This window comes from Streptomyces sp. NPDC033221, assembly GCF_055577005.1.
Genome location: NZ_JBVIQN010000013.1, coordinates 168011 through 191385 on the forward strand (window position 1 = coordinate 168011; position 23375 = coordinate 191385).

20 protein-coding genes and 1 pseudogene are annotated in these 23375 nt (G+C 73.6%); 9 read left to right on the forward strand and 12 right to left on the reverse strand.

Translation table 11 applies throughout. From position 1 onward, the window contains the following. The first annotated feature begins 74 nt into the window (after positions 1-74). The 6 genes from ACZ53K_RS19415 (at position 75) to ACZ53K_RS19440 (ending at position 6148) form a co-directional block, all read left to right on the forward strand. A complete protein-coding gene (locus ACZ53K_RS19415; protein ID WP_468837833.1) occupies positions 75-1271 on the forward strand; it encodes a hypothetical protein in 1197 nt (398 codons plus the stop codon). 138 nt (positions 1272-1409) lie between these two features. Next, positions 1410-2927 (forward strand): glycoside hydrolase family 3 protein, encoded by a 1518-nt coding sequence (locus tag ACZ53K_RS19420; protein ID WP_468837835.1) that lies wholly within the window; start codon positions 1410-1412, stop codon positions 2925-2927. Positions 2928-3034: 107 nt separating this feature from the next. Beyond that, complete coding sequence (locus ACZ53K_RS19425) at positions 3035-3694, forward strand: DUF1796 family putative cysteine peptidase (RefSeq protein ID WP_468837838.1); 660 nt, start codon at positions 3035-3037, stop codon at positions 3692-3694. Then, positions 3691-4449, forward strand: a complete 759-nt coding sequence (locus ACZ53K_RS19430; protein WP_468837840.1) for a PIG-L deacetylase family protein — start codon at positions 3691-3693, stop codon at positions 4447-4449. The genes ACZ53K_RS19425 and ACZ53K_RS19430 overlap by 4 nt, the downstream gene beginning before the upstream one ends. Continuing rightward, positions 4446-5276, forward strand: coding sequence for an ABC transporter ATP-binding protein (locus tag ACZ53K_RS19435; protein ID WP_468837843.1), 831 nt, complete (start codon positions 4446-4448; stop codon positions 5274-5276). The genes ACZ53K_RS19430 and ACZ53K_RS19435 overlap by 4 nt, the downstream gene beginning before the upstream one ends. Beyond that, complete coding sequence (locus tag ACZ53K_RS19440) at positions 5273-6148, forward strand: ABC transporter permease (protein ID WP_468837846.1); 876 nt, start codon at positions 5273-5275, stop codon at positions 6146-6148. The genes ACZ53K_RS19435 and ACZ53K_RS19440 overlap by 4 nt, the downstream gene beginning before the upstream one ends. Before the next feature lie 82 nt (positions 6149-6230). On the opposite strand, the gene ACZ53K_RS19445 is transcribed toward ACZ53K_RS19440, so the two are convergent. Beyond that, entirely contained in the window at positions 6231-6452 is a 222-nt protein-coding gene (locus ACZ53K_RS19445) for a dodecin (RefSeq protein ID WP_468837849.1), read from the reverse strand. A 156-nt stretch (positions 6453-6608) separates the two neighbouring features. On the opposite strand from ACZ53K_RS19445, the gene ACZ53K_RS19450 reads away from it, so the two are divergent. After that, complete coding sequence (locus ACZ53K_RS19450) at positions 6609-8051, forward strand: amino acid permease (protein WP_468837852.1); 1443 nt, start codon at positions 6609-6611, stop codon at positions 8049-8051. Between the two features lie 153 nt (positions 8052-8204). Here ACZ53K_RS19450 and ACZ53K_RS19455 read toward each other — a convergent pair whose 3' ends face one another. From ACZ53K_RS19455 to ACZ53K_RS19490, 8 genes are all read right to left on the reverse strand, one after another. After that, positions 8205-8888, reverse strand: a complete 684-nt coding sequence (locus ACZ53K_RS19455) for a transglycosylase SLT domain-containing protein (RefSeq protein WP_468837854.1) — start codon at positions 8886-8888, stop codon at positions 8205-8207. A gap of 595 nt (positions 8889-9483) precedes the next feature. Then, positions 9484-9696 (reverse strand): EF-hand domain-containing protein, encoded by a 213-nt coding sequence (locus ACZ53K_RS19460; RefSeq protein WP_468837856.1) that lies wholly within the window; start codon positions 9694-9696, stop codon positions 9484-9486. Between the two features lie 112 nt (positions 9697-9808). Next, entirely contained in the window at positions 9809-12232 is a 2424-nt protein-coding gene (gene uvrA, locus ACZ53K_RS19465; protein WP_468837858.1) for an excinuclease ABC subunit UvrA, read from the reverse strand. A gap of 83 nt (positions 12233-12315) precedes the next feature. Next, on the reverse strand, positions 12316-13605 hold the full coding sequence (locus ACZ53K_RS19470) for an NAD(P)/FAD-dependent oxidoreductase (RefSeq protein WP_468837861.1): 1290 nt from the start codon (positions 13603-13605) through the stop codon (positions 12316-12318). Further along, the gene (locus ACZ53K_RS19475) at positions 13602-13796 is read right to left on the reverse strand and encodes a ferredoxin (RefSeq protein ID WP_030022493.1); all 195 of its coding nucleotides are present in this window, start codon (positions 13794-13796) and stop codon (positions 13602-13604) included. Before ACZ53K_RS19475 ends, ACZ53K_RS19470 begins: the two co-directional genes overlap by 4 nt. 41 nt (positions 13797-13837) lie before the next feature. Next, positions 13838-15061, reverse strand: coding sequence for a cytochrome P450 (locus tag ACZ53K_RS19480; RefSeq protein WP_468837864.1), 1224 nt, complete (start codon positions 15059-15061; stop codon positions 13838-13840). A 180-nt stretch (positions 15062-15241) separates the two neighbouring features. Further along, positions 15242-15895, reverse strand: a complete 654-nt coding sequence (locus tag ACZ53K_RS19485; RefSeq protein ID WP_468837867.1) for a TetR/AcrR family transcriptional regulator — start codon at positions 15893-15895, stop codon at positions 15242-15244. A gap of 176 nt (positions 15896-16071) precedes the next feature. Next, positions 16072-17250 carry a CapA family protein gene (locus ACZ53K_RS19490; protein ID WP_468837870.1) on the reverse strand — a complete coding sequence of 393 codons (1179 nt, stop codon included), beginning with the start codon at positions 17248-17250 and terminating at the stop codon, positions 16072-16074. Between the two features lie 165 nt (positions 17251-17415). On the opposite strand from ACZ53K_RS19490, the gene ACZ53K_RS19495 reads away from it, so the two are divergent. After that, on the forward strand, positions 17416-18363 hold the full coding sequence (locus ACZ53K_RS19495; RefSeq protein WP_468837873.1) for an aminoglycoside phosphotransferase family protein: 948 nt from the start codon (positions 17416-17418) through the stop codon (positions 18361-18363). Positions 18364-18367: 4 nt separating this feature from the next. Here the strand turns inward: ACZ53K_RS19495 and ACZ53K_RS19500 are convergent. The 3 genes and pseudogenes from ACZ53K_RS19500 to ACZ53K_RS19510 all read right to left on the reverse strand — a co-directional run. Further along, a pseudogene (locus ACZ53K_RS19500) lies at positions 18368-19153 on the reverse strand (phosphotransferase family protein); the annotation flags it as partial. Between the two features lie 46 nt (positions 19154-19199). Further along, positions 19200-21320: a restriction endonuclease gene (locus ACZ53K_RS19505; RefSeq protein WP_468837876.1), complete on the reverse strand. Its 2121-nt coding sequence runs from the start codon at positions 21318-21320 to the stop codon at positions 19200-19202. Positions 21321-21459: 139 nt separating this feature from the next. Continuing rightward, complete coding sequence (locus ACZ53K_RS19510) at positions 21460-21888, reverse strand: MarR family winged helix-turn-helix transcriptional regulator (RefSeq protein ID WP_468837878.1); 429 nt, start codon at positions 21886-21888, stop codon at positions 21460-21462. Positions 21889-22034: 146 nt separating this feature from the next. Between ACZ53K_RS19510 and ACZ53K_RS19515 the strand changes: the two genes are divergently transcribed. Beyond that, positions 22035-23354 (forward strand): aldehyde dehydrogenase family protein, encoded by a 1320-nt coding sequence (locus tag ACZ53K_RS19515; RefSeq protein ID WP_468837881.1) that lies wholly within the window; start codon positions 22035-22037, stop codon positions 23352-23354. The last annotated feature ends 21 nt before the right edge of the window (positions 23355-23375 follow it).

Genomic DNA, 23375 nt, shown 5'->3' on the forward strand with positions numbered 1-23375 from the left:
GCCCCGGCGCGAACCGATCCCTGCCGGCGCACCGCTTCGCCACCCCCCGCCAGCTCTGCCCCTGGGACCGGTCCATGATCGAAATCGTGGTGGTACTCCGGGTCGAGGACGCCGTCCTCGACTTCCTCTCCGTCCTCACCGACCCCGACCCCGGCGGCGGCCCGGTCGCCGTGGTCCTCGCCGACCGGGGAGACGTCCTCCCGCTGCCCGTCGGCCTGCCACCGGCCGAACGGCTCGCCCTGCTCGCGCCGTACGTACGCTCCGCCGCGGAGGACGCCGCCTCCCCCGGCCCCGCCGCGCTCGCCGGCCTGATACGCCGGGCCGCCGGCGGCCACTCCGCCCGCGTGTGGACCCACTCCCCCGCCGACAACCGGCGCAGCCGTGGCCGCGTCGGCCGGGACACCGCCATCGCCTGCACGGACCTGGCGGACGCCCCCGGGAAGACCGCCGTGCCGGTGCTGACCGTGCGGCACGCCGTCGGATACTCCCCGTACCTCCAGTTCGTCAGCGACCTCGACCGCCCGCTCGACCGCGCGCAGATCGCGGCCAAACTGGACTTCGTCAACAGCGCGGCGCCCGGACTGCTCGACACCCGGTCGCCCGAGTTCATGGTGCAGACGCCCCGCATCCCGGCCGCCGAGCGGTTCTTCGGCGCCGACCCCACCGAACGCGAACGGCTCTTCGCCCTGCTCGCCAGCCTGGACGACGAGGCCGCCGCCGTCGCCGACCCGTGGGAGTTCGCCACCTCGCCGTACGAGGCCCGGCGCCTGGACGCGACCGCCGCCTGGGTACGGCGCAACTGCCCGCCCGGCGGGCAGCCGCTGGTGGAAGTCGGCGCCTGTGAGGGCGCGTTGACGTCCCGGCTCGCGGCGGACGGCTTTCCCGTCCACGCCACCGAACCCAACCCGCACTTCCGGGACCGGCTCGCCACCGCGCTGCGCGGCACCGACGCCGTAGAGGTCGGCGCCGAGGACCTCGCCGGACTGGCCAAGGACGGGCCGGAAGGCGCCGCGTACCTGCTGATCGAGATGCTCTATTACGGCCAGGACCTCGCGCTGCTCGACGACCTGCCCACCGACCTGCTCTTCCTCGCCCTGGAGCCCGAAGCGCTGGAGACGCGGCTGCGGCCGTGGCTCGCCGGGTCCGCGGTGTGGCGGACGGTGGAGGAAGCCCGGCTCGTCGCGCCCCGGGTGGAGCCGGTCTGCGGCGGCCGCGCGTACCTGAGCAAGCGTGGCAGCGTCGGGCTCGTCCTGCGCCGGACCGACGGCTGACCCCGGCGCCTCCTCCCGGCGGGCCACCCCGCCTGCCGTCCCTTCCCCGCCGCCTCTTTCCCGCCGCGCCGCCACCGGCCGCGGCCCGGCTGCCCGCCGGGCTGCCGCCGCACCCTGCGCCCGTACCGGAAGGCCCCCATGCGCGCCGACATCTCCCTGGTCAACGCCTGCCTGCTCCCCGCCTACGCGGGCCGCTCGCCCGCCGACTGGATCCTGCGCGCGGCGGACGAGGGCCTGGCGGGCGTGGGGCTGTTCGGGACCAACTTCCCCGCGGGCGCCGGTTCGCTGCGCGAGGAGGTCACCGGCCCGCTCCGCGCCGTACGCCCCGACCTGCTGATCGCGCTCGACGAGGAGGGCGGTGACGTGACCCGGCTCGACTACCGCCGGGGCAGCGTCTACCCGGGCAATCACGCCCTCGGCGCCGTCGACGACGTCGTGCTCACCCGGGAGGTGGGCGCGGCGATCGCCGGCGACCTGCGGGCCGAGGGCGTCAACCTCTGCCTGGCCCCGTGCGCGGACGTCAACTCCCGCCCGGACAACCCCATCATCGGCGTCCGCTCCTTCGGCGCCCGCCCGGACCTGGTGGCGCGGCACACCGCGGCGTATGTCGAGGGCGTCCAGGGCCGCGGCGTCGCCGCCACCGTCAAGCACTTCCCGGGACACGGCGACACCCGTACCGACTCGCACTCCGAACTGCCGGACATCGACCGCGACCCGGCGGCCCTCGACGCGGTGGACCTGCCGCCGTTCCGCGCCGGGATCGCGGCCGGCGCCAGAGCCGTGATGACCGGGCACATCCGGCTCTCCCGGCTGGACGGCCTGCCCGCGACGCTGAGCCGGCGGATCGTCACCGGGCTGCTGCGTGAACGGCTCGGCTACCGGGGCGTGGTGATGACCGACGCGCTGGAGATGGCGCCGGTCGTACGGCGCTGGGGGTACGGCGGCGCAGCGGTCGCCGCGCTGGCCGCGGGCGCGGACCTGGTGGTACTGGGCGCGACCGACGGCGAGAAGCTGCTGCCCGAGATCCACGACGCGGTCCAAGAGGCGCTGGACCGCGGCACGCTGTCCCTGGAGCGGGTGGCGGAGGCGGCCTGCCGGGTCGCGTCGCTGCGCGCCTGGGCCGACCCGGCGAGACGCGCCGGGATGCCGGACGCCGGCCCGGCCGCGTCCGGCGGACACCGCGAGCCCGTCGGCCTGGCCGCCGCCCGCCGGGCCCTGCTCGCGCACGGCGTGCCCCGGGCCTCCGACGGCCGCCGCCTGCACACCGTACGGCTGGCCACCGTCGCCAACATGGCGGTCGGCGAAGCCCCGTGGGGGCTGGCGGCACCGCTCCGGGACCTCGGGGCCCTCGCCTCCGCCACCGACGTGGAGCCGGGCACCGACCCGGCCGCGGTCGGCCTGCCACCGGCCGACGGCGGGCCGCTCGCGATCGTCGTACGGGACGCCGGGCGCGACCCCTGGCAGCGCGCCGTCCTCCAAGTGCTGCGGGACCGGCGTCCCGACCTGGTCACCGTCGAGATGGGCCTGGCCCCGGACCAGCCGCTACCCGAGGACGCCCCCGCGACACTGTTCACCCGCGGCGCCGGCCTGGCCAACGCCACGGCGGCGGCGGAGTACCTGACCGGCCGCGTCCGGCGCGGCCCGCTGCGCACATGAGCACCCGCCAGCCCCCCGTCAGGACAGCGGCCCCACCCCCGGACGGGCCCGCCGACGCGACCGCAGGCACTGGGGCGGCGATCCTGTGCGGACAAGGAGCAACCAACGTGTACGACCACTGCGTGGGCCTCGGGTACCACTGCGAGTCCACGTACCAGATCCGGCGCGTCACCGGCGTCACCCGCGCCCACTTCTTCGACTGGCTGGACCTCGACTTCGAATCGGTCGTCGAAGCCGTCGCGGAGGACTTCGGCACGGTGCTGCGGCCCGGCCTGGTCGAGCCGTTCGACGAGGGCCGCTGCGCCCTGGACCGCGGCTCCGACATCCGCTTCTACCACGAGTTCCACCCCGCCACCGGTGCCGGAACACCCCTCACCCAGCAGGACATCGACACGCAACTCTCCCGCGTACGCGCCAAGTTCGGCGCACTCGCCGGACGCTGGCGGGACCTGGCCGGCTCCACCGCCCGGGTGCTGTACGTCCACCACGACGCCTGGGACGAGCTGACCGCCGCCGACCTGCGCCGGCTGCGCGCGGTGATCGCGGCGCAGCACCCGGCCCACCGCTTCGACCTGCTCTGGCTGCGCCGCACCGCACCGCCGGACACCGCCCCGATCGGCCCCGGCATCACCTGGGGCACCGTCGCCGCCGCCCCCGGCCGCTGGGAGGGCGACGACGACGCCTGGGACGCGGCCCTCATCCCCGTACTCACCCCCGCTTCCGCCTCGGCCCCACCGCACCGCACCGGCACTAAGGAACCCGCATGACGTCTCCCCCGCCGCGTACCGTCATCCTCTCCCCGCACTTCGACGACGCCGCCCTCTCCCTGGCCGGCCTGATCCCGCGACTCCCGGCACCGGTGACCGTGGTGACCGTGTTCGGCGGCGCGCCCGCCGCCCGGCACGCCGTCTCCTGGTGGGACAGCATCTGCGGGTTCTCCACCGCCGCCGAGGCGCACCGCGCCCGGCTCGCCGAGGACGCGCGGGCCGCCGCACTGCTCGGCGTGGACCGGGCCGTACTGGGCCACCCCGACGGCCCGTACGGAGAGAACGACGAACTGGCGGGAATCGACGCCTACTTGAGCGCCCTGCCGACACCCTCCCCGCTCGTCCTCCTGCCCATCGGCACCAACCAGCCCGACCACGAGCGGGTACGTGACCGCGCCCTGCGCGTCCTCGACGCGCTGGGCGCCCCGCCGCCCCTCCTGTACGCCGACCTCCCGTACACCGGCCATCTGCCCGAGTGGGGCACCCCCGACACGGACCACGCACTCGGCAGCGACAAGACCTTCGGCCTCTCCTACCAGCACCTCGCCACCCGCTACCGCCTCGACCTCGCGTACGACCTCGTCCTCGACGACGAGCAGTGGGCCCGCAAGCGGGAGGCGGTGCTCTGCTACGGCTCGCAGCTCGCCCCGCTCGCCGCCGACCACGGCAGCCTGCTGGCCCGCAGCGGGCCGCTGCGCGCCGAGCGCGTCTGGTCGCCGGTGCGTGTCCCGCAGACGGCGGGGACGCACGCATGACCGGGCACGGGGTTGCGTCGCCACCTGTCCTGGAGGCCTGCGACCTGGTCAAGGAGTACCGCCGCGGCCGCGTCGTCGACGGCGTACGGCTGACCGTGCGCGAGGGCGAACGGGTCGGACTGCTCGGCCCCAACGGCGCGGGCAAGACCACCACCCTGCTGATGTGCCTGGGCGCGGTCACGCCGGACGCCGGGAGTGTCCACGTCCTCGGCCACCGGCTGCCCGCCGGGCGCCCGGCCGCCATGCGCGGGGTCGGCTTCGCGGCCGGCTACCTGCCGCTCCCCGACCGCCTGCGGGTGCGCGAGTACCTGCGGCTGTACGCGGACCTGTACGGGCTGCGCGCCCCGCGCGCGGCCGTCGAGGACGCCCTGGAGCACTTCGGCATCGGCCACCTGGCCACCGCGATCGGCACCGAGCTGTCCAGCGGCCAGCGGACCCTGGTGGGCATCGCCAAGGCGTCCCTGCACAAGCCCCGGCTGCTGGTCCTGGACGAGCCCACCGCGGCGCTGGACCCGGACATCGCCCTGCGCGTACGCACCGCACTGCTGGACCTGTGCGAGCGGTACGGCACCGCGCTGCTGGTGACCAGCCACGACATGGTCGAGGTGGAGCGGCTGTGCGAGCGGGTGGTCTTCCTTGCGGCCGGGAGGGTGACCGCGGACGGTACGCCGCAGGAGGTGGCGCGGCAGTTCGCCCAGCGCGACCTGGAGGGAGTTTTCCTGCACCTAGCGGAGGCACGCGACCGCGAGCGGGCACGTGGCAGCGCCGGAGCGGACGCCGACGCCCGTACCGGTGCCGCCGACCGGGAAGGAGCCGGTGCCGTATGAGCCCCGTCCAGGCCCCCGAGCTGCGCGGTCCCGCGGCGGCCAGTGCGTACCGCGTACGCGCCGTGGCCCGCCGTCACTGGCTGGTGCTGCGCCGCAGCCCGCACCGGATCTTCGACGTCCTGGTGTGGCCGGTCGTCGACACGCTGCTGTACGGCTCCATCGGCCTGTTCGCCGCGAAGGCGACGGGCGGCGGGACGCAGACCGGCACAGGACCGACCACGGACCTGGGCGCCGGTCCCGTCGCCTTCGCCGTCTTCCTCCTCAGCGGCACGGTCCTGTGGCACCTGGTCCACCAGACGCAGATCTCGCTGGCCACCGGCTTCCTGGAGGAAACCTGGTCACGCAATGTGATCGGACTGCTCAGCACGCCGCTGCGCGGCTGGGAGTACCTCGCCGGGGTCGGACTCTTCGCCCTGGTCCGTACGGCGCTGAGCACGCTCGCGGTGGCCGCGCTGGCCTACGGCGCGTACGCCTTCGACGTGACGTCCCTGGGCTTCGGGCTGATCCCCGTCGCCGCGCTGCTCCTGCTGTGCGGCTGGGCGGTGGCCCTGGCCGTGGTGGGCCTGGTGCTGCGCTACGGCAGCGGCGCGGAGGCCCTGGTGTGGGGCGGGCTGTCGGTGGTGATGCCCCTGTCCGGGGTGTTCTACCCCGTCTCGACGCTGCCGGGGGCGCTCCAGCCGGTCGCCCAGGCGCTGCCCACCACCCATGTCTTCGCGGCCGGGCGGGCACTGGCCGGTGGCGGGCCCACACCGTGGCACGAGCTGGCCGTGGCCACCCTGGGCACCGTGACGCTGCTGGTCCTGGCTCTGTTCTTCCTGGGCCGTATGGTGGCGTCCTTCCGGCGCCGCGGCCTGGTCACCCGGTACTCGTGAGTCAGGGGCGCGCCGGTCCGCCCGGCGCGCCCCTCGGCCGTCCCAGGGGCCTTCCGGCCCGCCCGAGCCGTCCCGGGCCCGGTCAGCCCTCCTCGGAGTCCTCCAGCCGGAAACCGACCTTCAGCCCGACCTGATAGTGCTCGATCTCCCCGTCCACGATGTGGCCGCGTACCTGCGAGACCTCGAACCAGTCAAGGCCCCGGAGCGTCTGCGCCGCCCGCTTGACGCCGTTGCTGATCGCGGCGTCCACGCCTTCCGGGGAGGTCCCCACGATCTCTGTCACCCGGTACGTGTGATTCGACATGTCCGCTCCTCGATGCTGCCGGTGTCGGTGCTCACGCCCTGGGTGCCCGGATTCTCCGGTTCCACTCCGCCCCGTCAGGGAGCCGCCTTCCCCTGCCGCCCCCGAAGGGCCATGATGATCGGCCGTCGGCCGACGACGAGAGGAAGTGGTGTGGTGATGCGCGCGGGTCAGGGAGTGTGGCGGCGTAAACCGATCGAACTCATCCAGGACGCGGAAGGCGGTTCCGGCGAACAGCTCAACCGGGTGCTGGGGCTGTGGCAGCTGACGGCCATCGGCGTCGGCGGCATCATCGGCGCGGGTATCTTCACGCTGGCCGGGACGGTCGCGAACGGCAAGGCGGGGCCCGCGGTCCTGTTGTCGTTTCTCGTCGCGGGCGTGGCCAGTGCCGCGGCCGCGTTCTCCTACGCCGAGTTCGCCGGGCTCATCCCGAAGGCGGGGTCGGCGTACACGTACGGCTACGCGGTGCTGGGCGAGCTGGCGGGCTGGTTCATCGGCTGGGATCTGCTGCTGGAGTACACGGCGATCGTGGCGGTGGTCGCGATCGGCATCTCCGGTTACTTCAGCTTTCTGCTGGGTGAAATGGGGGTGGAGCTGCCCGCCTGGATGCTGGGGGCGCCGGGGACCGGCGAGGGGCACCGGGTGGATCTGTTCGCGGCGGTGCTGTGCCTGCTGATCGCGTATCTGCTGACGCTGGGTATCAAGAACGCGGCGCGTTTCGAGACGATCGTCGTGGGTCTGAAGGTCCTGGTCGTGCTGCTGGTGATCGTCGTGGGCTTCTTCCATGTCAAGACCGGGAACTACACGCCGTTCTTCCCCTTCGGCGTCAGCGGCGCCTTCACGGGCGCGGCCACCGTCTTCTTCGCGGTGTTCGGGTATGACGCGATGAGCACGGCGGCGGAGGAGTCCAAGGACGCCCAGCGGCACATGCCGAAGGCGATCCTGTACTCGCTGCTGATCTCGATGGTGCTGTACGTGCTGGCCTGCCTGGTGCTCACCGGTATGCAGCACTACACGGACATCGACCCGGAGAGCGGCTTCTCGACGGCGTTCAAGTCGGTGGGGCTGAGCAGTCTGGCCGATGTGATCGCGGTGGGCGCGATCATCGGCATTCTGACGGTCATGTTCACGTTCATGCTGGGTGTGACCCGGGTCTGGTTCAGCATGAGCCGGGACGGGCTGCTGCCGAAGTGGTTCGCCAAGACCCATCCGCGGCGGCACGTGCCCACCCGGGTGACGTGGATCGTGGGCGCCGCCTCGGCCGCCATCGCGGGCTTCCTGCCCATCGGCGAGGCCGCCGAGCTGACCAACATCGGCATTCTGCTGGCGTTCGTGGTGGTGTGTGTCTCGGTGATCGTGCTGCGCTACAAGCGGCCCGACCTGCCGCGTACGTTCCGCACTCCCGGGATGCCGGTGGTGCCCGCGGTCGGGGTGCTCTTCTCGCTCTGGCTGATCACGTTCCTGGAGTGGCAGACCTGGGTGCGCTTCGCGGTGTGGTTCCTGATCGGCCTGGTCGTCTACTTCGCGTACTCCTACCGGCGCTCCGAGCTGGCGAAGGCGGAGCGGGAGATCGACGACCTGGAGGGCCGCGACAAGCGGTGACGACCGCGTCCCCGGGCCCCGGAACACGACGGAGCGCCCCTGGACCGTGGTCCCGGGGCGCTCTCGTCTCAGGGTGCGACCGTGGCCGGCCCGGCCCGGGAGGGTGGTCCCGGGCGGTGCGGCGCGCGCGTCGCGGCTGCCTGCTCATCGGGCTCAGTACGCCGAGTTGACGTTGTCCATGGAGCCGTAGCGATGGGCGGCGTAGTTGGCGGCGGCCGTGATGTTGGCGACCGGGTCGAACAGGTCATTGGCCGTGCCCTCGACGTGGTACTGCTCGAACGTCGGCTGGATGACCTGGAGCAGACCCTTGGACGGGATGCCGTTCTTGGCGTTGATGTCCCAGTCGTTGACGCACTTCGGGTTGCCGCTGGACTCCCGCATGATGTTGCGGTGCAGGCCCTCGTAGCTGCCGGGGATGCCCTTCTTCTTCATGATGTCCAGCGATTCCTTGATCCAGCCGTCCAGGTTGTCCGCGTACTGCGGCTTGGACTCGACCGGCTTGCGGTCGGCGGCGCGGCTCGCGGCCTCCTTGGCGGTGTGGCCCTGGGCGGCCACGGCGGTGACCTTCACCGAGTCGGCGAGGGTCGTGGTGTCCGCCGCGTCCTTGGCGTCGCCGGCCTTGGGAGCGTCGGCGGCCTTGGTGTTCGCACCCGCGGGCTGGCCGTTCGCGGAGACCGGCTGCACGGCGGCCGGCGCGGCGGCGGTGGCGGCGTGCGCGTCACCGGTCGCGGCGGGGACCGTCAGGGCCGCGGTCGCGCCGGCGGCGGCCAGCACGGCTACGGAGAGCTTGTGGGTCTTGGTCACGCGGACGGAGCGGAGCAGGGTGTGAGCGGTCATGCGGGAAATCCTCTTCCAATCACTGAAATGGGCGGGCGGCAGCCATTGGCGGGATGTTCGAGCAGGAAGCCACTGGCGGCACGAGAACCGAGTTCTTGTCCGCGTCCGCCCCGAAGGCATTTACGCGACGCTTCAACCCGGCGCCTCAGCAATGATTAGCGACGGCCAAATTGGAAAGCAATAGGCGCCGGGTGGGTCCCGGCTACGGCCGCTGTACGTAGAAAGGGCCTTCCGGCGCCGTTCAGTCCATGAGCGGGGGCCACCGCAGTACAGTGGCGGATTACTAAGAAAGGCCGTACGGGACCGAAGTCCCGTGCTGCGCGTCACGTTCGGGGCCCGGCGGGCCACCCCGCGAAAACCGCTTGAAATGGCCTCGGAACCCGATTTTCGGGACGGCCGTGATAAACCCTGTGGCCCGCGTCACCGTGCACGGTCCGGCCGCGCCGGGAAGTGGCGCCGGTCACCCGGAAAAGGCATCTGCCGGGGATTGATCGGGGAAATCCATGAGCGCAATAGGCGTTCCGGAAACAAAAACGCGGCCGGCCGGTCGGCCGGCCGCGTGTGCGGCCCTGCGGGCGTCGGGCGCCCTGGGGGCTCAGCCCTGGAGCGACTTCCAGAACTCCTCGAAGGAGAGCTTGCCGTCCGCGTTCGCGTCCTTGGAGGCGATGACGGCCTCGGCGACCGGCCCGGTGACGTAGGGGTCCCCCATCTCCGCCATCGCCCGCTTGTACTCGTCCGCGGTGATCAGACCGTCCCCGTCCGCGTCGAACCGGTTGAACGCCGCCTTGGCCGCTTCCATGTCTGCCACGGGTGTGCCCCCTTGAAGTCGCTGTACCACTGAGTTGACCTGGGTACATTAACCGACTGTCACCGCACCCCGGACCCCGCCCCGGCCCGTCCTCCCGGTCCCGGCGCCCGGGTCAGCGTCGGACACGGCGTGCCAGGTAGGCCGCCGTGCGGCTGTCCGGCGACGCCGCCACCTCGGCCGGGGTGCCGGCGGCCACGACGCGCCCGCCCGCCGAGCCGCCGCCCGGCCCCAGGTCGATGACGTGGTCGGCGCCCGCGACCACCCCCATGTCGTGCTCGACGACCACGACGGTGTTGCCCGCGTCCACCAGCCCGTGCAGCTGCCGCAGCAGTACCTCGGTGTCGGCCGGGTGCAGGCCGGTGGTGGGCTCGTCCAGCAGGTAGAGGGTGTGGCCGCGGTGGGCGCGCTGGAGTTCCGTGGCCAGCTTGATGCGCTGGGCCTCGCCGCCCGACAGCTCGGTCGCGGGCTGCCCCAGCCGCAGGTAGCCCAGGCCCACGTCCTGGAGGGTGCGCAGGCTGCGGGCGGCGGCCGGTACCTCGGTGAGGAAGTCCGCCGCGGCGTCCACCGTCATCCCGAGTACGTCGGCGACGGTGCGGCCGCGGTAGGTGATCTCCAGGGTCTCGGGGTTGTAGCGGGCGCCGTGGCAGGCGGTGCAGGGCGCGTACGTACCGGGCAGGAAGAGCAGCTCGACGGCGACGAAGCCCTCGCCCTGGCAGGTCTCGCAGCGCCCGCCGGCGACGTTGAAGGAGAAGCGGCCCGCCGTGTAGCCGCGGGCGCGGGCCTCGTCGGTGGCGGCGAAGACCTTGCGTACGGCGTCGAAGAGGCCGGTGTAGGTGGCGAGGTTGGAGCGCGGGGTGCGGCCGATGGGCTTCTGGTCGACGCGGACGAGGCGGTCGACCGCCTCCAGGCCTCGGGCGGCGGTGAGCCGTGCCCGCGTGGCGGCCTGCTCGTCCTCCTCCGGTCCGGCGCCGAGGTGGTCGGTGACGGCGTCCGCGAGGACCCGGGTGACCAGCGTGGACTTGCCGGACCCGGAGACGCCGGTGACGGCCGTGAAGACGCCGAGCGGGAAGGTGGCGTCCACCGCGTGCAGGTTGTGCAGGGTGGCGCCGTGCAGGGTCAGCTCCCCGGAGGGCTTACGGGGCGGGCGCGCGGCGGGCGGCTCGTCGTCGAAGAGAAAGCGCCGGGTGGCGGACTCGGTGACGTGCGCGAGGTCCGCGACGGGCCCGCTGTGCAGGACCCGCCCGCCGTGCTCGCCCGCCTTGGGCCCGACGTCCACGATCCAGTCCGCGTGCCGCACCACGTCCATGTCGTGCTCGACGACGAAGAGGGAGTTGCCCGCTTCCTTCAGCCGGGTGAGGACGGTGAGCAGGGCCTCGGTGTCCGCGGGGTGGAGGCCCGCCGACGGCTCGTCCAGTACGTAAACGACGCCGAAGAGGCCGGAGCGTAGCTGGGTGGCCAGCCGCAGCCGCTGGAGTTCGCCGGAGGACAGGGTGGGGGCGGCCCGGTCCATGCTGAGGTAGCCCAGGCCCAGCTCGGTGAGGACCTCGATACGGGCGACGAGGTCCCGGGCCAGGGACGGCGCCACCCCGTCCTCGCCGGACGCGGCCGCCGGGCGCAGCAGCCGGGCGAGGCCGCTCAGCGGCAGGCCGGACAGTTCGGCGATGCCGTGGCCCGCGAAGGTGACGGCCAGCGCCTCGGGCCGCAGCCGCCGCCCGTCGCAGCCGGGGCAGGGCGCGGAGACCAGGTACCGCTGGACGCGTTTGCGCAGCGTCTCGCTCTTGGAGTCGGCGAAGGTGTGCAGCACGTAGCGCTTGGCGCTCATGTACTGGCCCTGGTAGGGGCGGTGGATGCGGCCCGCCTCCCGTACGGGGTGCACGGTGACGACGGGCTGCTCGTCGGTGAACAGGATCCAGTCCCGGTCGGCGGCCGGCAGGTCGCGCCACGGCTTGTCGACGGCGTATCCGAGCGCGGCCAGGACGTCCCGCAGGTTCTTGCCCTGCCAGGCGCCGGGCCAGGCGGCGATCGCCCCGTCGCGGATCGACAGCGAAGGGTCCGGTACGAGTGATTCCTCGGTGACCCGGTGGACGCGGCCCAGGCCGTGGCACTCCGGGCAGGCGCCGGCCGCGGTGTTCGGGGAGAAGGCGTCGGAGTCCAGCCGCTCCGGCGCGTCGTCCGGGTACGTGCCGGCGCGCGAGAACAGCATCCGCAGCGTGTTCGACAGGGTGGTGACGGTGCCGACGGAGGAGCGGGAGGTGGGGGCCGAGCGCCGCTGCTCCAGGGCGACGGCGGGCGGCAGTCCGCTGATGTCCTCGACCTTGGGGGCGCCGACCTGGTGGATCAGGCGGCGGGCGTAGGGGGCCACCGACTCGAAGTAGCGGCGCTGTGCCTCGGCGTAGACGGTGCCGAAGGCGAGCGAGGACTTGCCGCTGCCGGACACCCCGGTGAACACCGTGACGGTGTCCCTCGGAATGTCCACGTCGACACTGCGGAGGTTGTGCTCACGGGCGCCGCGCACCCGTACGTACGAGTCGGTCATGCCTTCCATGATCGGTCACCGCCGGGCGGCGGCGCGCGGGCCCGTCCCCATGGTCGGGGTCGGGGACGGACCCGCGGCAACCGTCACGCGAGGGCGTTGCGCACGCCCTCGCGGGCCTCTTCCCAGGGCACGGGCGTGGCGATCAGCGCCCGCAGGCCGCGGACCTGGCGGGGCGGCACGCCGATCGCCAGGACGCCGGTGGCCTGCCCGTCGCGCCCGTAGAGGGCGACGGCCTTCCTGGTGTCCGGGTCCAGGACGGTGGCCTCGGACCGGTCGGCGCCGCTGAGCACGCCGTACGCCTGGATCTTCAGGCCGTACTGGTCGGACCAGAAGTACGGCACGGGGGTGAAGGGACGGCGCTCGCGACCCGCGACGGGGGCCAGTGCCTCGTCCCCGTCCAGGGTCTCCTCCAGTTCGGCGAGGAGGTTGCGGGCGGCGGCCATGCCCTGCTCGGTGGCGTTCATCCGGTGCTCGACGCGCAGGTGGCGTCCGTGCACCGGGTGCTGCCATCGGGCGACGTCACCGGCGGCGTAGATGCCGGGCGCGGCCGCGCAGTACGCGTCGCAGCACAGCCCGTCGGTGGTGTCCAGACTCTCGTCCGGGCCCTCGCCGCCGCGCAGCCAGCCGACGGCGGGTTCCGAGCCGATGGCGACGAGCACGGTGTCGGCGGGCAGCCGGGTGCCGTCGGCCAGCCGTACGGCGGTCACGTGCCGCGCCGGTCCGTCCCCGTCCGCCTCGAAGCCGTCGACGGCCGCGGTGCGCAGCTGTACGCCGCGCTCCTGGTGCTCGGCCGCCAGCAGTTCGCCGATCTGCGGACCGACGGTACGGGCCATCGGCAGCGCCTCCCGCCCGACGAGCGTGACCTCGTGCCCCAGCTCGCGCGCCACGGCCGCGGCCTCACAGCCCAGTACGCCGTTGCCGACGACCACCAGGCGCCGCCCGGTGCCGGACAGCCGCTCCTTGAGGGCGAGCGCGTCCTCCAGGGTGCGCAGCGTGTGCACCCCGTCGAGTCCGGCCGCCGCCGGGAGGGTGCGGGCCGCGACGCCCGTCGCGACGATCACGCCGTCGCAGGCCAGCCGCTCGCCGCCGTCCAGGGTGAGGGTGCGGGTCGCGGTGTCCAGACCGGTCGCCCGGGTGCCCAGGCGCAGGTCGAGGCCGAGGGCGTCGAGCTGGTCGGCGGCGCGCAGGTGCAGCTTGTCCGGCTGCCAGGCGCCCTGGAGGAGCTGCTTGGACAGCGGCGGCCGGTCGTACGGCGGGTGCGGCTCGTCGCCGACGAGGGTCAGCGTGCCGGTCCAGCCGAAGCGGCGCAGGGCCTCGGCGGCGGCGAGACCCGCCGCCGAGGCGCCCACGACGGCGATGCGGCGGGGGCTCACTCGTGTACCTGGATGACGGCGGCCGGGCAGATGGCGGCGGCCTCGCGGACCATGTCGTGCTGGTCGGCGGGCGGCGCGGCGTCCAGCAGGACGACCACGCCGTCCTCGTCACGCTGGTCGAAGACGTCGGGGGCGATCAGTACGCACTGTCCGGCGGCGCAGCACTTGTCGGCGTCGAGAGTGATGTTCATGGCAGGTGGCTCCTGAAAGGCAGACGGGACGGGGAGGGGTGTCACCAGGTGACGGGCAGGGTGTGGCATCCGTAGATCGCCATGTCGCTGCGGAACGGGATCTCGTCGACCGGGACCGCGGGCCGCAGGTCCGGGAAGCGGCGCAGCAGGGTGCCGATGACGACCTGGAGCTCGACGCGGGCCAGCGCCTGGCCGAGGCACTGGTGGATGCCGTAGCCGAAGGCGACGTGGTGCTGGGCGTTGGGGCGGCACACGTCGAGCGCGTCGGGGTCCGCGAAGACCTCGGGGTCGCGGTTGGCGGACGGTACGGCCACCACCACGCCCTCCCCGGCCCGGATCAGCTGCCCGCCGATCTCGATGTCCTCGGTGGCGGCGCGGCGCGGCCCGTTGCGGATGATGCTGTGGAAGCGCAGCAGCTCCTCGACGGCGCCGCGGATCAGGCCGGGCTCGGCACGCAGCCGCTCCGCGGTCTCCCGGTCACGCATCAGGGTGAGCGCGCTCAGGCCGATCATGTTGGCGGTGGTCTCGTGGCCCGCGATGAGCAGCAGGGCGGCGAAGGCCACCACGTCGTCGTGGGTGATCTCGCCCGGTACCTGCTGCTCGGTGATCAGGCGGCCGAGGATGTCGTCGCCGGGCGCCGCCTCCTTGGCGCTGACCAGCCGGTGCAGGTAGCCGCGCAGTTCCTCCCGCGCGCTCTCCCGCTCCTCGTGACCGACCGTACGGGACAGCAGGGTGCCGGTGAGCCGCTGGAACAGCTCGTGGTCGTCGTACGGGACGCCGAGCAGCAGGCTGATGACGAGCGAGGGCACCGGCAGCGCCAGCGCCTCGACGAGGTCCACGTTTTGGCCCGCGCGCTGCTCCATGGCGTCGCACAGTTCGTCGGTCAGGCGCTGGATCTCGGGGCGCATCGCCTCGACGCGCTTGACCATGAACTCCCGGGTGACCATGCGGCGCAGCCGGGTGTGCTCGGGCGGGTCCATGCGGATGAAGCCGCGGTGCTCGGTGGTGGCGCCGCCGGTCATGCCGCTGAGCGGGTAGCCGGGGCGAGTGGTGTCCGAGCTGAAGCGGGTGTCGCCGAGCATGGCGCGGATGTCGGCGTACCGGGTGGCCAGCCAGGCCTCGGTGCCGTCCGGCAGGGAGATCTTCGACAGCGGCGCCTCGGTGCGCAGCCGCGCGAACTCGGCGGGCGGGTCGAACGGGCAGCCCTGCGGCGGCTGCACGGGCAGCGCCGGCGCGGGGGCGGGGGAAGCGGGAGAGGGGGTCATGTCGCTCCTTGGGAGCACGCGGGCAGGGGCGTGCGCCCTGTGTCGGACGTTCACCTAACGCCCGTAAACTTACATGCGTAATGCACGGGCGTGCCGGTGGGGGTGGGGTGATGCCCGGGGGAAGGCACGCCGCGTCGACGGGGTGCCGGAAATGGCCGGGGCGCTCCCGAAGCGCCCGGTTCAGCGGGTCTCGCCCGCCCCGTCCGCCGACCCGTCCCGCTCCATCAGCAGATGCAGGATCTCGTCCACGTAGCGGTACAGGCGCTCGGCGTCCTTGCGGCTGGGCATGACCTGCCACAGCATGACCCGCCCGTGCACCGCGGCCCACAGCACGTACGGCGCCTCCTCGCGGGTGCCGCGCACCCGCCACCCGGCGGCCTCGCACGCGGTGAGGGCGTCGTGCAGGCCGCGCACCAGGCGCCCCGCCGGGTGGCTCGCCAGCCGCTCCGGTTCGACCGGGGTCTGCCGGGTCTCGTACAGGAGGCGGTACTTGGCGGGGTGCTCGACGGCGTACCGGCAGTACGCGCGCAGCTGGGCGCGGAGCAGGTCCACCGGGTCGTCGGTGCCCGCCGCGGCCGACGCCTCCGCCATCGCCGCCCGCAGCCGTTCGTAGCTGACCTCCAGCGCGGCCCACACCAACTCGGTCTTGTCGGCGAAGTGCCGGTAGATGCTGGGCGCGGCGACGCCCGCCTCGCGGGCCACGGCGCGCAGCGACAGGGCGTCCTCGCTGCCGACCTCTTCGAGGAGGCGTTCGGTGGCGCGCAGCAGTTCCTCCCGCAGGCGCTCGCCCTGCCCGCGCGGATTGCGGGACCGTACGGCCGCACTCTCACCCACCGCCGCCACGCCCCTTCCGCGTCACGCGCCGCTGTCACCGTCCGCCGGGCGGAACGGCCGCCCGGCGGGCCCGCGTCCGTGGTGCTCACGACCGGTCCGGGCCGGTCTTCAGGGTTTCACATCGCGGAACCCTCCCGTACCGGACCGCCGCAGCGCCGCCGCAGGCCGGGCGCCCGTCAGCGGCCCATGGTCAGCCCGGCGCCCTCCGCTCCCCGGCTGAGGACGGCCTCGCGGATGCTGGCCCGTACGTCGGTACGGTCCCCGGTGGCGGCGAGGTTGACCATGCGCAGCGGGGGCCCGTGCGCGGAGAGCTGGGGAATGTACTCGGCCTTGGTGACCCGCCAGCGCTCCCCTTCCTTCGCGGGCGGCTCGAAGCGGAAGCGGGCGATGGTGCCCCAGTTGCCGCGCGGACTCTCCATGATTCCGGCGATCTGGTCGCCCATGCCGTAGACGACCCAGGTGCCGTTCAGCTTCTCGTACGGCTGCGGGGTGTGCGCGTGGGTGCCGATGACGAGGTCGATGTCGGGGCGTCCGCCGGTGTGCGCCTCGGCGAGCGCCTTGGCGACCTCAAGCTGCTGCGCGTCCGGCGCGGTCTGGTACTCGGTGCCCCAGTGCGGGCTGACCACGACGACGTCGGCGCCGGCCCGGCGGGCGGCCCGCGCGTCCGCGACGATCTTCTTGGCGTCGATGACGCGGACCGTCCACGGTTTGCCCTGGGGCTGCGGGACACCGTTCGTGCCGTACGTGTACGAGAGCTGGGCGACGCGCGCACCGCCGGGCGCCTTCAGCAGCGCGGGCCGGCCGGCCTCGGCCGCGTCGCGTGCCGAGCCGGTGTGTCTGATCCCGGCCCGGTCCAGCCGGTCGAGGGTGCGGCGGACGCCTTCGGCGCCGTCGTCGAGGGTGTGGTTGGACGCCGTGGAGCAGGAGTCGTAGCCGGTGGCCTTGAGCGCGTCGGCCACTTGGGGCGGCGCCCTGAAGGCCGGATAGCCGGTGAACGGGCCGCCGTCCGGGCCGAAGGGGGTCTCCAGGTGGCAGATCGCCAGGTCGGCCTCCTCGATCACGGGTTTGACCCCGGCGAGGATGGGCCGGTAGTCGTAGCCGCCGCCTCCGGCGTCCTGGCGGGCCGTCTCCAGTACGGACGGGTACGAGGCGATGACGTCCCCGGAGGCGGCGAGGGTGAAGCCCGAGGAGGCCCGGTGGACGGAATGCTGCGGCACGCCGGTCGCCGAGGCGGAGTCGCGGTTCGCGGGCCCGGAGGCGGGGCCCGCGGGCCGTCCGGCGCCCTGCTGGGCCGCGCAGCCCACGGCCAGGGATATCAGGAGCAGGGCGGCGCCGTACGGTCGGTACTGGTTCATGCCCCACGCATAACAGGAACAAATGGTCGATAAACCGATTAATCACCCCGCGACACCGCTGGTCCCCCGCCACCGCCCGACCGGTACGCACCGGCTCGCGCGAACCGGCGGCACCCGCGCATAATCCGTTCGATCCGGTGCCCGCCGCGCGGCTACCGTGCCCGGATGGCACGAGCCCCGCTGAGCGACGACCTGTTCCCCACCGATCTCCCCGTGTACGCCTCCGTCGGCGGCACCGCGGACGGACGCGCCTGGCTGGACCGGCTGCCCGCCACCGTCCGGGCCGTCCAGGAACAGTGGGACCTGCGGCTCGGCGCACCCCTGCACGGCGGCAGCTGCTCCTGGGTCACCCCCGTGGAACTCCCGGACGGCGATCCGGCGGTGCTCAAGGTGACCTGGCCGCACCGCGAGGCCGCCGGGGAGGCGTCCGCCCTGCGCGCCTGGGACGGGAGCGGCGCCATACGGCTGCTTCGCCACGACCGGGAACGCTACGCGCTGCTGATCGAGCGCTGCACACCGGGCGGAGAACTGGACGACAGCCCGCTGCCCGCCGGCGAACGGCTGCTGCTGGCCGCCGGGGTGCTGCGCGAACTGTGGGCCGCGCCCGCGCCGCCCGACGGCGAACTGGAACGGGTCGCCGACGTGTGCGCCGAATGGGCCGGCACCATCGAGGACCGCATGGCCCGTATCCGGCCCGGCTACGACCCCGGACTCGTCCGGCTCGGCGCCCGGCTGCTGCGCGAACTGCCCGCCACCGCCACCCGCGAGGTCGTGGTGCACGGCGACTTCAACCCCGGCAACCTCCTCTCCGCGCGGCGCCGGCCGTGGCTGGCCATCGACCCCAAACCCATGACCGGCGACCCCGGGTACGACCCCTGGCCGCTCCTGGAGCAGATCGACGACCCCTTCGAGTACGACGATCCGCGCCCGGTCCTGCGCGAACGCTGCACGCTGCTGGCCGACGCCCTCGGCGAGGACCCGGCCCGCCTGCTGGCGTGGGCGACGGCCCGCACGGTGGAGAACGCCCTGTGGTGCGCCGATCGCGGCGAGATCCAGGACGGTGCGGAGGAGCTGGAGGTGGCGGCGGCGCTGGCTGCGCTGGCCGGCCTGTGAGGCGGAACAGTTCCTGGAGATAGTCCTCCAGCCTGCTCGCCAGCAGGGCCGGGGTCAGGTCGTCGCGCCCCAGCTCCCGCCAGGGCATGCCGACCTTCTCGGCGTGCGGGGCGAACCCGAGGGCGTCCAAGACGCGCCAGTACAGATGATCCGCCGGCTCGTCGCTCAACGTCCCGCCGGCCGCCTGGTAATCGTCGGCCAGCCGCATCCCCGCCGGGACCCCGTGCAGGAGGGCCAGGGCCGTCGAGCAGTGCGCCACGTCCAGGTCGGCCGGCCCCCATGACGTCTCCACCCAGTCGACGACGCCCGTGATCCGCAGGCCGCTGCCCCGCCCGGTGAAGAGCACGTTGCCGGAGTGGAAGTCCCGGTGCAGGAAGCACGGCCGGTACGCGGGGGGATCGCGGCGGATGACGTCCACGACCCGCTGCCACAGCTGCGGGCGGCCGGTGCGTTCGGGCAGCCGCACGCGATCCGGCGCGGCCCACGCCTCGTACTCGCGCGGGCGGGCCTCGGCCGGGACCCGTACCCGGTGGATGCCGGCGAGCTGACGGGCCGGCAACGGCGTCTGCAGGGCCGCCTCTTCCTCGTCCACGCGCACACTGCCGGGCAGCAGCGACATCAGCAGCGACGGATGGTCGCAGTGCGCCGCCGCCGCGTCCACCGCATGGCACTCCGCCACCGGCGCATCCGTCCCGCAGAGCAGGCGCAGCACGTCCGCTTCACGCGTGAGCAGCCCCTCCGCGCTCCGCACGAAGAACGGCTTGACGAAGGATCTGAGCACCAGCCACCTCATTCGTCACCATGCCCACAACCTGGCGGTCTCCGCTCGCCGTGGGTCAGGCGACCTCGATTCCGTACTCCTGCACCAGCGCCTCCAGGCCGCCTTCGTAGCCCTTGCCGCCGAGGACGAAGTCCCAGTCGCCGTTCGCGCGGCGGCGGAAGGATCCCAGTACCAGTGCCGTCTCGCCGCTGCGCCCGTCGGAGACCTCCAACTGGCCGAGTTCGGCGCCGGATTCGTCCACCAGGCGGATCCGCGCGTCGGTGAACCCCGACAGGTCGGCGTGCGGGTCGGTCTCCGGGTCGACGGCGGCGACGAGGACGAGCCGGTCCGCGGTGGCGGGCAGCGCGTCGAAGGCGACCTGCATGGCGGTCCGGTCGGGGGCGAAGCCGGAGAGCATCCGTACCGTGCCGTCCGGGGTGCGCGGGTTGTTGTAGAAGACGAAGTGGTCGTCGCTCAGGACGCGGTTGCCCTGGCAGACCAGCGCGCAGACGTCGAGGGAGACGCCGCCGGACCAGTTCATGCCGAGGATGCTGCCCGTGTCCCGCTCCGCTTCCGGGGCCGGGTCCGGTGCCGCCCCCTCCTCGGCGGGTGGCTGCCGCCGGTCCGGGACCGCAGCGTCCCCGAGGCGTCCGCGCAGGCCGTGGCGGGCCAGCAGGTCGACCAGTTCCGGTCCGCTGACGAGCGTCAGCGGCTTGCCGTTGGCGAAGGCGTGGGCGCCGGGGCCGAAGCGGGACGTCGTCACCAGGACGCCCTTGTTGGCGCCCTCGGACTGGACGGTGCCGAACAGGTCGCGTACGGCGGTCGGCGGGACGGTGTTGCGGTAGCGCTTCACCTGCACGATGATCTTGCCGCCCCGGATGGGGTCGGAGTCCAGCGCGTCCACGTCCACCCCGCCGTCCCCGGACCGCTGGGTCGTCACGGCCTGCATCCCCATCGCGCGGAACAGCTCGGCGACCAGCCCTTCGAAGGCGATCGGGTCCATGGTGAACAGGTCCGGTTCCGCCGCGCCTCCGTGGGTCACCACGCCGCCGCCGACATCGCCCGGCTGCCGCGCCGGCCGCACCGCGGCCCGCTGGTCGGGACGCGCCGACAACTGGCCGCGCAGTCCGTCGGTCAGGCAGTCCACGGCGCTGACCTGCGCCAGGTGCAGCTCCTCGAAGGCGTCCCTGGGCGCCGTGACGGTGGCCAGGCATATCTGCGCGGGGCGGCCGGTGGCCGGGTCCACGTCGTCCACGAAGCCGTTGACCACCACCGAGTCGAGCGTGCCGGACGGGTCCGCGGTGAACAGGTCGTGCACCACCAGCAGGACGGACTGGGCCAGCACGTCGCGGTAGGCCGCCCGCCGCTGGGTGACGGGCCGGGCGACGTCCTTGTCCTGGTCGGCCGCGTACATGTAGCGCACCGACTTGGCGGCGGGCACGATGTCGAAGCCGGGCAGCTCCCAGTCCAGTACGAGCTGGCGGACCGCCGGGTCGTAGGCGGCGCGGACACGGCGCGGGAAGCCCTCCGGCCGGCCGGTGGCGGCGTACAGCGCGGCGGAGAAGTACGCCACCACCGCGTCCGGATCGCCGTCGCGCAGACCCGTCAGCAGTTCCTCGACCGCGGCGTTGTGGTCTCTGATCTCCGCCAGCTGTCCGGCGGCCCACTGGTCGTACTGCCGCCGGTAATCCTCCAGTTGATGCAGGCGCTGGGCCTCCGCGGCCTGCGCGGCGTGCCAGTCGTGCTCGTAGCGGGCCCGGGCCTCTCCCTGCGCCTGGGCGCGGCGGGCGCCGCCGAGGCCCCAGCCGGTGGCCTGCGGCTGGTAGGCGGCCGGGTCGGGCATCGGTATGGGGACGGCGAGCCGGCCGGGTGCGAAGGCCTCGACGTGCTCGGGGCGGCGCAGCGCGGCGACGGTGAAGGCCGGGGCACGGCAGCCGTCGGCCAGCAGGCCGGACAACTCGGCCATGCGCGCGTCCAGTTCCTCGGTACGGCGGTGGGCGTCGGCCTCGCGCTGCTGCCGGTACGCGTCCCGGCGCTCGCGCTGCATACGGGCCATGGCGCGTTCGGTGTCGCGCTGTTGCCGCTCCTGGTCGCGGCGGGCCTGTTCACCGGCCCGCTGCTGAGCCTCCTGGCGGCGCTGCTGCTGACGCTGCGCCTCGGCCCAGACGGCCACCAATCCGTTGGAGCGGCGACTCATGTGGATCTACGTCCTCCCCTGGGGCAGCCCACCCCGAACAGCCCGCACAGGCCTGTCCACCAGCGGGTATTCATCCGACTTTAGCGGGATCGCGGCGGGTCGTCCCCGCCGGGTCGAACCCGGTATCGGCGGCCGGGCCTCAGCGGCCCAGAAGGGCGCCCAGACGGTCCAGCAGGGGGAGCAGGGCAGCGCGTTCCTCGGAGGTGAGCGCTTCGAGCGCGTCGCGCACGGCGTGCATGTCGGCGCGTACCCGCAGGGCGAGCGCCCGGCCCTCCTCGGTGGCGGTGACCACCTTGCTCCGGCGGTCCCGGGGCGCGGCTTCCCGCCGCACGAGGCCGCGCTCCTGCATACGGGCGATGAGCCGGGTGGCGTTCGACGCGTCGCAGACGAGGTGGCCGGCGAGCGCACTCATCGAGAGCGGCTCCTCCAGGGCGATGAGCGCACGGGCCTGCGCGGTGCTCAGGCCGTGCCGCAGCGCGGCGGCGGCGAGGTCGTCGTAGTAGCCGCGGACCGTGCGGGCGAACGGCGGGAGGAGGTCGTCGGGGGTGGGCCGGGCGGTGTCGGACACGCGGCCAGGATAGCGGGTTACTTGACTTCCGCAATCGTTGGCATTTACATGGAATGGTGCTTGACCTTGTCAAGCGTCAGCCGGCCCCTCCGCACGAGGGCCCGCACCCCCGCCGCCCGGCCCGCCCCGCACCCACCGGAGACACCATGACCAGCAGCACCCCCGAGCAGCCGGACGCCGTGGTCGCGCGGCTGCGCGCCACCTTCCGCACCGGCCGCACCGCTCCCCTGGACTGGCGCACCGACCAGCTGCAACGGCTGCGCACCCTGCTCACCGAACACGGCAAGGACCTCGCCGCGGCCCTGCACGAGGACCTGGGCAAGGGCGAACCCGAGGCGTACCGCACCGAGATCGACTTCACGCTGCGCGAGATCGACCACACCCTCGACCACCTGGCGGAGTGGCTGCGGCCCGAGTCCGCGCCGGTGCCGCCGCACCTGAGCGGGGCGGAGGCGTGGACGGTCTACGACCCGCTGGGCGTCGTCCTGGTCATCGCCCCCTGGAACTACCCGCTGCAGCTGCTGCTCGCGCCCATGGTCGGCGCCCTGGCGTCCGGCAACTGCGTGGTCGCCAAGCCCAGCGAGATGGCGCCCGCCACCTCCGCCGCCGTGGCCCGCCTCCTGCCCCGCTTCCTGGACGCGGACGCCGTCGCGGTGGTCGAAGGCGCCGTTCCGGAGACGACGGCCCTGCTGGAGCAGCGTTTCGACCACATCTTCTACACGGGCAACGGCACCGTCGGCCGCATCGTGATGACCGCGGCGGCCAAGCACCTGACTCCGGTCACCCTGGAGCTGGGCGGCAAGTCACCGGCCTTCGTGGACCGCGACACGGACGCCGACGCGGTCGCCGCCCGGCTGGTGGGCGGCAAGTTCCTCAACGCGGGCCAGACCTGCGTGGCGCCGGACTACGTCCTGACCGACCCCGGAACGGCGGCCCGGCTGGAGCCCGCCCTCGCCCGCGCCATCGCCGCCGTGTACGGCGACGACCCGGCCGCCGCGCCGAACTACAGCCGTATCGTCAACGAGCGGCACTTCGACCGGCTGACCGGACTGCTCGGCTCCGGCCGCATCGTCGCGGGCGGCACCCACGACCGGGACCGCAAATACATCGCGCCGACCGTGCTCGGCGGCGTGGCGTCCGACGCCCCGGTGATGCGGGAGGAGATCTTCGGCCCGATCCTGCCCGTCGTCGAGGTCGAGGACCTGGACGCGGCGATCGGCTTCATCAACGAGCGGGACAAGCCGCTGGCGCTGTACGCCTTCACCGAGTCGGCGGAGACCCGGCGGCGGCTGACCGAGGAGACCTCGTCGGGCGGCCTCGGCTTCGGCCTGCCGGTCGCCCATCTGACCGTGTCCGACCTGCCGTTCGGCGGGGTGGGCGAGAGCGGACTGGGCCGTTACCACGGGCGGTACTCGATCGAGACGTTCAGCCACCGCAAGGCCGTCCTCTCCAAGCCGCTGGCCTGACACCCGTACCCCCTTCCCCTC